Source organism: Cupriavidus sp. GW822-FHT06G04, assembly GCF_058799075.1.
The window spans coordinates 14,110-26,333 of the sequence record NZ_JBXALD010000011.1; the positions used below are offsets into that span (position 1 = coordinate 14,110).

Sequence of the window (12,224 nt, forward strand, 5' to 3'; positions counted from 1 at the left end):
CGAGAAGGTGTCGATCAAAGGTTAATGAATCTCAAAGATCGTCAATTCGATTGATTCGGATATTTTCTATATGCGTGGGATAGTCCGACGTGATAAGCGCTGGACCAGAATGCGCCCGGGTCGCAAATATCGGTCGAGTTCCAATGCGAGCCATCTGAAGCCGCCTGCGGCCTCACACCCGAGCAGACTTCCCTGCCAGCGATGATCACATGCACCAACAAATGGCCAACCGATTTCTCTGAGCCCCTTTTCCCTTACATCGATGCATTACACCGGCTTGCGAATGGCCATTTGGAGAATCCGCATGAGAACATTTCGAACGAGGGTATTGCAGTTGTAATGAAAACCGTACGAAAACGGTGAGGCGATGAATTGTTCACGCTCGGCATGAAACGCGGGAAGAAAAAGCGGCGCATATTGTTCCCGCAGCGTGAAGAAGACGCCTTTGCCGACCAGGTACCTGACCTTCGCCGCGTAATGGGGATCGGTATCCACCGACCAGGCGTCATGGCAGCAAATCACCGAGTACAGGTCATTGCGCGGTCGATGAGCGATTGGGTATCGCGAAAAGTTGGACTGCCCGCGAGCCGTCATCAACGACCTGACACCAATCACGAGATGCCAGAACGCATCGTCGAATATAAAGGCCGAATGCCCATTAGTTGGGTCTCCAGATGCGCCATTGATGTAAAAGAGAACGCGTTTCTTCGACAGCGACGCGTAGTAATCGCTTTCGTCGACAACCGGATTGCCAAGACGCCGGGCAAGTGCCCTGGCATCATCTGGCGCATATCGCCGACCGGTTGCAAACGCGTGCCAACATCGCTGGATGCGTCTGGCCGATTCCGTCCGGACGATGTCTATCGAGGGATTCATCAAGAGATAGGAAAATCGACCGTGAGGTTAAAAATGGCGGGCCATTTTTACAGATTCGACATTGCCACCTTTTCCATGCGCAACAGCACGTTGCGGATGAGGGTATGGCAGTTGTAGTGCAGTCCGTAAGAATATGGTCCCGAGGTAAAACGCGTCACTTCTGCGAGAAAAAACGGCTTGAAATACGGCGTGTGTGCGTCGTCGAGAACCAGAACCCGATCGGCAGCCATGAGACGCGCAATCTTGCGTTTGAAGTTGACGCAGCGAAGCATGTGCTCCCGGCCACAGGAAATGCCTGCGTATGTGACTGAATTTGTGTCCCGCCTACTTTCATAACGAGCGAAATTGTCGCCGACCAGAGGTTCCAGAATCGACCGCGTGTTCAGCAGAAGCTCCCAGAACATGCCGTTGACGATAAAGCGGGAGTGGCCAAGGAAGGGGCTGGCGGCATCGCCATTGATCTGCACGACGATGCGTCCATTTGCCTGATACCTTTGGAAGTCATCCCAATCATGCACCGGAGTTCCTAGTCGCCCGGCAATTGCCATGCATTCTTCAACCACATGGCGGCTTTCTCTTGCAAAGACGCGCCAGGCCCGCTGGATGCGCATTGCGGCTTCCGATGGAATCATTATGTCGTAGCAAAAGAATAAAAGCGTTACTCTGCATGCCTTTGCTGTATTCCCGCATTGAGATGGTTCAAGTCAGCAACGAATCGGCGCGCCTAACTGACCATGGTTGGCCCGCGCCATCTCACCCCATCAGTACGGACAGCGCGTCCGCATCGGTATATACGCGCGGCTGCTGAGCTCGGGGCGCGGGGCTTTCGGCGGCAAGTTGCACCAGCCGCCTGAGCACGTTTCTAACGAGCGTATTGCAGTTGTAGTGCAGGCCATACGAATAAGGCATTGCGGTGAATTGCCCGACCTCAGCATAGAATGCTTGCCGAAAGAATCGCGTGTAGATGGCATCGAGCACGAAGAGATTGCCTTTCGTTCCCAGGTATTCGATCTTTTCCCTGAAAATGGTCATGTCAGGCACGCTTTCGCGCCCGGATACGATACCCGCAAATTCTCCCGCATGCGGGCGGTCGGCGCCGACCGGATAACGGGAAAACGCTCCGGCAACGCGTGCGGAAATTTCGCGGCGCGGCCCCAAAACAAGGCTCCACAAGACGTTCTGAAGCGCAAAGTAGGAATGACCGACCATTGGATTCTCGGCATTTCCATTGAAGACCAAAACGATTCTGTTTTGCCTCTGATAGCGGTAGAAATCATGCCAGCCACGAATGCGATGACCGATGCGCAGCGCAATGCCGCGACTTTCGCTTACAACATTTCTTCGATCGCTCGCAAATGAGCGCCAGGCTTTTTGAATGGAAATAGCGGCTTGCGTTTCGTTCATGGATTTCACCGATTTGGCTGTAAGGAAGGTGGTGGCGCGTGTGGCGTGGTACGTCCAGCATTCGGAACGTGGCAAAGTCAGAAGTTAGCATTGTCAAATGCCGCCCCTGTCCGTCTACATCAAGAATTCTGCAATTGGCACGCGATCGACGGAATGTTGAGTTTCATTATCCATGGATTTCGCCTTGCTTTGATGTGTCGCGCATATGCGATATTTTCGGAAATTAGATAGAGAAACATCAAACTATGCGCGGCGAAATACTGACGATCACACGTGTCTGTCGGTATGCAAATCAGCCCTCGGCGACGTTGACACGGCTGCCGGTAGCGGCGCGCGCCTAACCGGCCGCGCCATGGCCGATCCGCTAGAATCCACGCCAGAAACACATCCCGAGGTCTTGCAGCGTGGCACTTCAGCAGGGTTTTATCCTGACCCGACATTGGCGCGATACGCCCGCCGGCACGGAGGTCGAGTTCTGGCTCGCTACCGATGATGGCCCGCGCCGGGTGCGCCTGCCGGCCCAGACGTCGACCGCCTTCATTCCCGAAAGCCAGCGCGAAGTGGCGGAGGCGCTGTTGCGCGGCGAACGCAATGCGGCGCTTCGGCCGCTGCAACTGCAGGATTTCCAGCGTCGTCCCGTGCTCGGCCTCTACTGTCAGCAGCATCGGCAACTGATCCAGTTGGAAAAGACGCTGCGCGAGGCGGGCGTGGATGTCTACGAGGCCGATATCCGCCCACCCGAGCGCTATCTGATGGAGCGCTTCATTACCGCGCCGGTCTGGTTCGACGGCGATGCCGGCGCGGACGGCGTGCTGCGCAACGCGCAACTGAAACCGGCGGCGGACTATCGGCCACCGCTGCGTCTCGCGTCGCTCGACATCGAGACAAACGCGTTCGGCGACCTGTATTCGATTGCACTCGAGGGCTGTGGGCAGCGCCAGGTCTACATGCTCGGCCCTGCCCCACAGCGGGATCCGGCTCCGGCCGCGCCCGACACCGATTTCGCGCTCGCATACTGCGCATCGCGCCAGGAACTGATCGAGCGACTCAATGACTGGATGGCGTTGCACGATCCGGACGCGGTAATCGGCTGGAATCTGATCCAGTTCGACCTGCGTGTGCTGCGCGAGCATGCGCGTCAATATCAAATCCCGCTGAAGCTTGGCCGCGGGGGCGCGGAGATGGAATGGCGCGAGCACAACCGCCAGCAGCACTACTTCGCAGGGGCGCCGGGCCGCTGGATCATCGACGGCATCGAAGCGTTGCGCTCGGCGACGTGGAGTTTTCCGTCCTTCAGCCTGGAATCGGTGGCGCGTACGCTGCTGGGCGAAGGCAAGGCGATCGACAACCCCTATGACCGTATGGACGAGATCGATCGCATGTTTGCCGAAGACAAGCCCGCGTTGGCGCGCTACAACCTGCGCGACTGCGAACTGGTGACGCGCATCTTCGAGAAAACCGAGTTGCTGCCGTTCCTGCTGGAACGCGCCACCGTGACGGGCTTGCCGGCCGACCGCAACGGCGGATCGGTGGCCGCATTTACGCACCTGTACATGCCGCTGATGCATCGGCAGGGCTATGTGGCGCCCAATCTTGGCGACAAGGCGCCCGAGGCCAGCCCGGGCGGCTTCGTGATGGACTCGCGCCCCGGGCTGTACGAATCGGTGCTGGTGCTCGACTACAAGAGCCTGTATCCCTCGATCATTCGCACCTTCCTGATCGACCCGATCGGTCTGGTGGAAGGGCTCGCGCATCCCGACGACGCCGATTCGGTACCGGGGTTTCGCGGCGCCCGCTTCTCGCGCACCAAACATTGCCTGCCGTCGATCGTGGCGCGCGTATGGCAGGGCCGCGAGTCCGCCAAGCGCGACGGCAACAAGCCGCTGTCGCAGGCCCTCAAGATCATCATGAACGCCTTCTACGGCGTGCTCGGGTCGAGCGGATGCCGCTTCTTCGACGCAAGGCTGGCCTCGTCGATCACCATGCGTGGACACGAGATCATGCGCCAGACGCGTCAACTGATCGAAGCGCGCGGCTACGAAGTGATCTACGGCGATACCGATTCCACCTTCGTCTGGCTGCGCCGGGCGCGCGACGAAGGCGACGCCGCCAGCATCGGTCGCAGCCTGGTGGCGTATGTCAACGACTGGTGGCGCGATCATCTGTGGCAGACCTACGGGCTGGAGAGCGCGCTGGAGTTGCAGTTCGAAACGCACTTCCGGCGCTTCCTGATGCCGACCATTCGCGGCGCCGAACTCGGCAGCAAAAAGCGCTATGCGGGCCAGGTGATGCGCGCCGACGGCACCGTGGACATGGTCTTCAAGGGGCTGGAAACCGTGCGCACGGACTGGTCGCCCCTGGCGCAGCAGTTCCAGCAGACGCTGTACGAAAAGATCTTCAATCGCGCACCGTATCGCGATTACGTGCGCGACACGGTGCGCCGCACGCTGGCCGGCGAGTTGGACGACCTGCTGGTGTACCGCAAGCGTCTGCGACGCCAGCTCGACGAGTATCAGCGCAACGTGCCGCCCCATGTGCGCGCCGCCCGCATCGCCGATGCCTTCAACGACAGCCAGGGGCGTCCGCGCCAGTACCAGAACGGCGGCTGGATCAGCTACCTGATGACCGTCGCCGGCCCGCAGCCACTGGAAACACGCGCCGCGCCGATCGACTATGAACACTACGTCACACGCCAATTGCAGCCCATCGCCGACGCGATCCTGCCGTTCCTGGACGACGATTTCGAGACCTTGCTCACCGGGCAGATGGCGCTGTTTCCGCAATAGGACGGTCTGGCGGATTTTTGCTGCGATGCGGCAATGCGGCAACCCGCTACAATCGCCGACATTCGCCGATAAAGAATCCGAAGAGACTTCGTCCCGCCCCATGTCATCTGCCGCTTCTGCTTCCTCCACCACCCCGTCCGCCGCGCCGTCCGACAGTTCCGCCGCTCCGGTCCGCTCCAAAGCGATGCGTCACGCCGCCAGCATGCTGGTGCTGCGCGACGGCCCGCAAGGCATGGAAATCCTCATGATGCGCCGGCCGCAGCGCGAGGACGATCGCAGCGCGGGCGCCTTTGTTTTTCCTGGCGGTGTGCTCGATCCGCAGGACACCGCGCTGCATCCGTTGTGTGCGGGACTCGACGACGCGCAGGCCAGCGCGCGGCTCGGCGTGGCGTCGAATGGGCTCGATTACTACCTGTGCGCGGTCCGCGAAGCGTTCGAGGAAGCCAATCTGTTATTTGCGTACGATGCTGACGGGCGCATCGTCCGGCTCGACGAAGTCGATGCGCAGGTGCGCGAGCAACTGCGCGAGGCGGCGGGCTACGGCGGCAAGGGGCTGGCCCATGTGTGCGAGATGCTCGGCTTGAAGGTGGCGGCGGACCAGCTTGCCTACTGCGCTTACTGGCTGACGCCGCCGGGGCTGGCCAAGCGCTTTGATACGCGCTTCTTCATGGCGTTGCTGCCCGCCGGGCAGACGGCGATCCATGACGGCGTGGAAGCCGTGGAACACCGCTGGATGCGTCCGGTGGACGCGATCGATCCGGCCAATCGTCTCACTCTGGTCAACGCCACGCGCAAGATCCTGCAGTCGATTGCGCATTTCGAAACGGCGCAGGCCTGTATCGACTACGCGCGCCAGCAGCGCCATATCCCGCTGGTGATGCCGCGGCTTGCCGACGGCCCCCAGGGACAGCGGCCGGTGATGCCCGAGGAAGCGCCCTACGCCGAGATCGCTCGCATCGATCCCGATGGTGCCGGCCATGCGCGCTACACGCTGGAACCTGGGTTGGCGGTCCGGCTTTCTGAGCGCGTCTGGCGCGTTACGGCCAACAATGGCAATGCCATGACCGGCCCAGGAACCAACACGTATTTCGTAGCGGGCGCGGACAACCAGTGGGCCGTGATCGACCCCGGCCCCGACGACACCGCGCATTTCGACGCCGTGATGGCTGCTGCGCCGGGGCCGGTGAAATGGATCCTGGTCACGCATACCCATCTCGATCATTCGCCCGGATCGGTCCGCCTGCGCGAGGCCACTGCGGCGCCGGTATGGGGCCGCACCACCGCAGTCGTCGATCGGCAGGACCAGACGTTCCGGCCCGATCACACGCCCGCACATGGCGATCGCATCGCGCTCGGTCCGCACACCACGCTGCGCGTGATCCACACGCCCGGGCATGCGTCCAACCATCTGTGCTACCTGCTCGAAGAAGAGAAAACGCTGTTCACCGGCGACCACGTCATGCAGGGCTCGACCGTCGTCATCAATCCGCCCGATGGCGACATGCGCGCCTATCTGGCCTCGCTGCAGGCGCTGCTGTCGGAAGATCTGGAGTGGATCGCGCCCGGGCATGGCTTCCTGATGCCGCGGCCTCACGATGCGATCCGGCTGTTGATCCGTCATCGCCAGCAACGCGAGGCCAAGGTCATGAACGCGCTGCGCGCGCTGGCCCCCGCCGATATCGCCACGCTGCTGGCCAGCGTCTATGACGATGTGCCGCCGCGCATGCATCCCGTGGCGCAGCGCTCGCTGCTGGCGCATCTGCGCAAGCTGGAAGCCGATGGCGCGGCGCGGGACGTCGACGGAATCTGGGCGCTGCTCTGACGGTGCGGACGGACACCGGCGCCGGATGATCGAAGGGAAGCGAATCCGGCGTGCACCCTGCGTGCTATCGACTGGCCGACATGCCGCCAATGCCGCCATGCGCGCGGAAATATCTGGATACCTTGATCCGCTGGCAACGGCGCGCGCGGCTGCCTACAGTGATGGCATCCCGACTCCCCGGAGCGCCATCATGTGCCGACCGCTCGTCGCCCCGCTGTTGCTGCTGATGCTGACCGCCGCCGGCGCCGCGCACGCCGTCACCAAATGCCAGGGCGCGGGCGACACGCTCTATACGGCGGCGTCCTGCCCGGCCGGCTATCGGGACGTGACGTCTACCATGCGCGGCAACGTCACCACCGTCACCAAATCGGCCAGGGTAAAGAAGGACGAACAGGCGTATCTGGAAAACCGCGCGCAGATGTCCCGACAGATCCAGAACTGGGACACGCGCGACGAGGAAGTGGCATGGCGCGCGCAGAACGCCTTCTGGAACCAGTGCCGGGCACTCGAGTATCAGGCGCGGGCGTCGGAACGTGCGATGCAGCAGACCGAATACTGGAGCCGCGCCGACCGCTATCGCGACAATGTGCGCGCGTTGCGTGCGGAACAATACGAACTTGGCTGCTTCTACTGAGACTGAGGGCGCAGACCGGCCCCGGCCGTCGGGACGCCTGATTCCGATGCCCATGCCGATGCCGATGCCTGCGGCATGATCACGGTCACGTGCGCCACCGGTCGACGTCGCGCAGCGTGAGCACACGCCAGTGCGCTGCAGCATCGATCAGCAACAAGCGCGACTTGAGCTGTCGCTCGACGCGGTCCTGGACCGCGATATCGGCCGACACAGCTTGTTGGCCAAATCGTTGGTACGTACCGGTCAGCGTCGAGATCGCGACGCTGACGTTGGTGAAGTCCCCCACGTAGAACACCGATCCGTCCGGCGCCAGCAATTCGCGCACGTCGTAGGCTGTCCGCCAGGTGATGGAGGGAAGGTTCTCGAAGTAGATCTCCTGGAATGGGCTGCGGACAAACAGCGCGAGATTGTCGCCAAGGTTGGCGGTCGCTGGCGCCTGTGCGGCCGATGACGGACATTCCAGGATCAGTTCGAAGTGATTACGCGGCAGCGGCAGAAACCGTTGCGGGCCCGATCCGCAGCGGACGATCAGGTTCGGATACATGGGCAGGTCCTCTTGTCTTCGGCAAGTTGAAAGAGGCAAGACCATACTCCCACCTTGCCGGCCTGCCGCTTGATACGTATCAACGGCTGGGCCGCCGCATCCAGTCATGCCCAGCCCTGGCCCGATATTGGCCACCGGCATATCGCAGATCCTGCCGATATTAGTGACGCTTAGATCGGCATACAGAAAATTTCAGGCGCGATAGGTTGGGATCAACGTCTGCTGTCACATACAATCCGATCCCATCCGGCCCACCGCGTTTGTGGTTCTTGCTTCGATTTTTTGCAAACGTCGGTCCCTGCGGTCGCAACCCTCTCCTGTGACAGAACCATGCTGACTCTCACTGCGATCGTTGCGTATATGCTGGCCTGCATCGTGGCACTGGCTTTCGGTGCACGGTGGATGCTCAAGAACGACCCCCTGCTCAAACAGCACCAGCTGCTCGATGCGTCTTCAGGCCCGTGCGCGGACGATCCGCCCACGCTGACGCGTTGAATCACCCGCCAGTTCAGGTTTTTTCAGCTTTCCCAAAACGCCGGTTCACAAGACCGGCGTTTTGCATTCAAGCGCCCGCCACGCCGCAGGCTACGCGCGTTGCGCGTCTGTCCTACACGCCGACACGTTGCGCGCCGACACTTGGCGCCGCCGCTGCCCGCTATGCTCGGAGCAGGTCTATCCCTTCATCGAGCCCCCAAACCAGCGTTGTTAACTGCGCCGCGAGCCATGTCGATCGTCCCACCCTCTTCCGCCGCGCCGCACCCTGCAACGCCATCTCCGGGCGGCATGCCCAGCGCTGAACCGCCATTGGCGGCACAGGACAATCCCGCCGGCATTTCAGGCGCAGCGGTAAAAGCAGCTCTCGAAACCAGCGCGGCGCCTGCGGAACGATCGATCGCCTCGGCCGCCGCGCCGGTCACCATGCCCGACTACACACCGCCCGCCTGGACCGGGTCGATGCGCCGCGCCAGCATCGCGTTGGTGATACTGGCCACACTCGGCACCGTCTTCATGCTGCATCTGGCGCGTCCCGTCATCGTGCCGATCGTGCTGTCCGTCGTCATCGCCTATCTGTTGTCGCCGATGGTGAACCTGTTGCAGCGCCAGCACGTGCCGCGCGCGGTGGGCGCAACAGTGGTCATGTTGGGCGGACTGGCGCTGATGCTGTGCGCCATCTATCTGCTGCAAGGTCAGGTTGCGTCGATAGTCGACCGCCTTCCCGAGATCGCCAGCAAGCTGTCGCGTTCAGTGGGCGCGCTGCTCAGCGGCGACGACTCGATGCTGCAGAAAGTGCGGCGGGCCGCAACAATCCTTGGCGGCACCGGGCAGGCGCCCGTGCGTGGCGGCCCGATTGTGGTCGAGCGCCCGGCCGACAGCCTCAACACGATGCTGTGGGCCGGATCGATCGGCGTGTTCGCGATGATGGCGCAGGCCGTGGTAGTGCTGTTCCTGACATGGTTCCTGCTGCTGGCGGGCGACATCTTCAAGCGCAAGTTCATCAAGATGGCGGGCAAGACGATCAGCCAGAAGAAGATCAACGTGCATATGCTTGAGGAGATCAACCGGTCGATCCAGCGCTACATGCTGATGCTCCTGATCACCAACAGCGCGTTGGCCATCTGCACCTATGTGCTGCTCAAATTCCTGTCCATCGACAACGCCGGCGCGTGGGCTCTGGCCGCCGGAGCGCTGCACCTGGTGCCGTATTTCGGCGCGGTGCTGATTGCCATCTGCCTGGGCGTTGCCGCGTTCATGCAATTCGGCACGCTGGCGATTGCCGCGGCCGCGGCCGGTGGATCGCTGCTTGTTGCCACGCTGATCGGCAATGGCATGACGACCTGGATGACGGGCCGCATGGCCCGCATGAATGCCGTGGCCGTCTTTGTTGCGCTGCTGGTGTTCACGTGGCTATGGGGGGTGGCGGGAATGCTGCTGGCCATCCCGCTGGCGGTCATCATCAAAGTGGTGGCAGACCACGTCGAAGGTCTGGAAGTGCTCGCAGAATTTCTTGGCGAGTAATCCCCGCGATGGGCGTCGACCGGCGGCGCCACCTCATTCACCCTTCCCGTCCTCTCCTCCTCATCGCGCCGATCAGGCCACGCGCGTGACTTCCGCGTGTGCCATACGCGCGTGCGTGTCAAACCGGCCGCACGGATTTCATCCCGCAAAACTTTGATGCATCGCAGAATGACCGCGCGCGTCATATCGCCTATAAACCAACGGTTGCCGCGCACCCAAGTATTTCATGCGATGAAATTCGAACAGGGGGAGACGTATCCGTGACCGTCCAGAGCACATCGCTGCAGAAAGCCTGCCGGCTGCTGCGTGCGCTGTCCGATACGCGCCACGCGCGGCTCACCGATCTGGCCGCCGCCGCGCGCGTGGACAAGGCTTCGGCGCTGCGTCTGCTCGACACGCTGATGGCCGAAGGCATGGTCGAACGCGACCCCGAAACCAAGGCGTTTTCTCCCGGACGCGAATGGCTCACGCTGCAGGCCGCATCGCAGCGACGGCTTGACATGCGCCCGCTGGTGCGCCCCGCCCTGATCCGTCTGGCCAATACCTTCGAGGACACGGCGATTCTGTCGGTGCCGAGCGGATGGGAATCGGTATGCCTGGAGCTGCGGCTCGGCAGCTTCCCGATCCGCGCAAACTATCTCGATATCGGCAGCCGACGCCCGCTCGGCGTAGGCGCCGGCAGCCTCGCGCTGCTGGCCGCGCTGCCCGACGACGAGATCGACGCGGTGCTGGCGTGCATCGAGCCGTCGCTGAAGCGCTATCCGCTGATCGACGTGGCGATGCTGCGCCGCCATGTCGACGCCACGCGCGAACGCGGCTATGCGGTGCTGCTCGACGTGGTGGTCGAGCGCATGGGCGGCATCGGCATCGCGCTGCCCGGCCCCGATGGCTATCCGCTGGGCGCCATCAGCATTGCCGCGCTCAACGAGCGCATCGCCGAGCGCGAGCCGGCGCTGGCGCGCGCCCTGCGCCGCGAGGCCGACGCGGTCCGCGCGGCATGGCGCACGCCTGCAGCCGCGCCCGGCCGGCCCCAAAGACATTCCCAACCACCCGAGGAGGCATGAAGCATGCGCTGGAAGCAACGTCCGGAAGGCTCCAACTGGGGCGATTTCGGCCCTGACGATCAACTCGGGCGCGTCAACCTGATCGGCCCGGAACAGGTGGTCAAGGGCGCGCGAGAAATTCAGGCCGGCATCAGCTTCTGCCTGTCGATGCCGCTCGACTACCCCGGCGGCAACAAGCTCAATCCGCGCCGGCATCCGCCGCAGCTCCGCCCTACCTTTCGCGACGACATCCCGTACCTGAACTTCCCGCTGGCCAAGGTCAATCCAGCCGCCACCGACGTGATCAGCGACGATCAGGTGTTGCTGTGCCTGCAGTATTCGACGCAATGGGATTCGCTGGCGCATGTGGGCGCGCTGTTCGATGCCGATGGCGATGGGCGCGCCGAGCGCGTCTATTACAACGGCTTTCGCGCCAATACCGATGTGGTGGGCCCGGTGGACTACGCCGAGGACGATCACTTCGAGGCGCACGACTGCGGCCATGGCCATGCCAGCCACGCCGATGCACTCGGCATCGAGAATTTCGCCGTGAAAGGCATGCAGGGCCGCGGCGTGCTGGTGGATCTGGCCGATGTTTACGGCAACGATTTCCGCAACGTCGGCTACGACGACCTGATGCGCGCGATGCAAACGCATCGCGTGGAAGTCGAGCGCGGCGACATGCTGCTGCTGCGCACCGGCTTTGCCGAGGTGGTGCTGTCGATGCAGCGCAATCCCGACGAAAACGTGCTGCATCACAGCTGCTGCGCGCTGAACGGACGCGATGACCGGCTGCTGAACTGGATCACCGACGCGGGAATCGCCGCGCTGATCGCCGACAACTATGCCGTCGAGCGTTATCCGGCGCTGCCGCCCGCCGACGATGCGAAAACGCATCCGCTGCTGCCGCTGCACCATCACTGCCTGTTCAAGCTGGGGCTGCCGCTGGGCGAGCTCTGGTATCTGCGCGAACTGGCTGACTGGCTGCGCGCACACGGCCGCACGCGCTTCATGCTGACCGCCCCGCCGTTGCGCCTGCCCGGCGCGGTGGGGTCTCCGACCACGCCGATCGCCACCGTTTGACCATACCGAGGCCCGT

The 12,224-nt window shown here is 62.7% G+C and carries 11 protein-coding genes; 7 read left to right on the forward strand and 4 right to left on the reverse strand.

The genetic code is table 11. The features are described 5' to 3' along the window. Positions 1-267 precede the first annotated feature (267 nt). From AC1RKI_RS22540 to AC1RKI_RS22550, 3 genes are all read right to left on the reverse strand, one after another. On the reverse strand, positions 268-879 hold the full coding sequence (locus tag AC1RKI_RS22540; RefSeq protein WP_492797407.1) for a hypothetical protein: 612 nt from the start codon (positions 877-879) through the stop codon (positions 268-270). A gap of 44 nt (positions 880-923) precedes the next feature. Further along, complete coding sequence (locus tag AC1RKI_RS22545) at positions 924-1,508, reverse strand: hypothetical protein (protein ID WP_150979135.1); 585 nt, start codon at positions 1,506-1,508, stop codon at positions 924-926. Between the two features lie 121 nt (positions 1,509-1,629). Further along, positions 1,630-2,280 carry a hypothetical protein gene (locus AC1RKI_RS22550; RefSeq protein ID WP_490713309.1) on the reverse strand — a complete coding sequence of 217 codons (651 nt, stop codon included), beginning with the start codon at positions 2,278-2,280 and terminating at the stop codon, positions 1,630-1,632. A 404-nt stretch (positions 2,281-2,684) separates the two neighbouring features. Between AC1RKI_RS22550 and AC1RKI_RS22555 the strand changes: the two genes are divergently transcribed. The 3 genes from AC1RKI_RS22555 to AC1RKI_RS22565 all read left to right on the forward strand — a co-directional run bounded on the left by AC1RKI_RS22555 (position 2,685) and on the right by AC1RKI_RS22565 (position 7,522). Next, positions 2,685-5,066 carry a DNA polymerase II gene (locus AC1RKI_RS22555; protein ID WP_492797405.1) on the forward strand — a complete coding sequence of 794 codons (2,382 nt, stop codon included), beginning with the start codon at positions 2,685-2,687 and terminating at the stop codon, positions 5,064-5,066. Between the two features lie 184 nt (positions 5,067-5,250). Continuing rightward, positions 5,251-6,888, forward strand: a complete 1,638-nt coding sequence (locus tag AC1RKI_RS22560) for an MBL fold metallo-hydrolase (RefSeq protein ID WP_492797428.1) — start codon at positions 5,251-5,253, stop codon at positions 6,886-6,888. A gap of 190 nt (positions 6,889-7,078) precedes the next feature. Continuing rightward, entirely contained in the window at positions 7,079-7,522 is a 444-nt protein-coding gene (locus AC1RKI_RS22565) for a hypothetical protein (protein WP_061960196.1), read from the forward strand. An 85-nt stretch (positions 7,523-7,607) separates the two neighbouring features. Here AC1RKI_RS22565 and AC1RKI_RS22570 read toward each other — a convergent pair whose 3' ends face one another. Continuing rightward, entirely contained in the window at positions 7,608-8,066 is a 459-nt protein-coding gene (locus AC1RKI_RS22570) for a hypothetical protein (RefSeq protein WP_227459429.1), read from the reverse strand. 330 nt (positions 8,067-8,396) lie between these two features. Between AC1RKI_RS22570 and AC1RKI_RS22575 the strand changes: the two genes are divergently transcribed. From AC1RKI_RS22575 to AC1RKI_RS22590, 4 genes are all read left to right on the forward strand, one after another. Then, positions 8,397-8,561, forward strand: coding sequence for a hypothetical protein (locus AC1RKI_RS22575; RefSeq protein ID WP_167585507.1), 165 nt, complete (start codon positions 8,397-8,399; stop codon positions 8,559-8,561). Between the two features lie 228 nt (positions 8,562-8,789). Then, positions 8,790-10,082, forward strand: coding sequence for an AI-2E family transporter (locus AC1RKI_RS22580; RefSeq protein ID WP_223505737.1), 1,293 nt, complete (start codon positions 8,790-8,792; stop codon positions 10,080-10,082). A gap of 260 nt (positions 10,083-10,342) precedes the next feature. After that, the gene (locus AC1RKI_RS22585) at positions 10,343-11,146 is read left to right on the forward strand and encodes an IclR family transcriptional regulator (RefSeq protein WP_492797402.1); all 804 of its coding nucleotides are present in this window, start codon (positions 10,343-10,345) and stop codon (positions 11,144-11,146) included. Positions 11,147-11,149: 3 nt separating this feature from the next. Next, positions 11,150-12,208, forward strand: coding sequence for a cyclase family protein (locus tag AC1RKI_RS22590; protein WP_227459427.1), 1,059 nt, complete (start codon positions 11,150-11,152; stop codon positions 12,206-12,208). Positions 12,209-12,224: the final 16 nt, after the last annotated feature.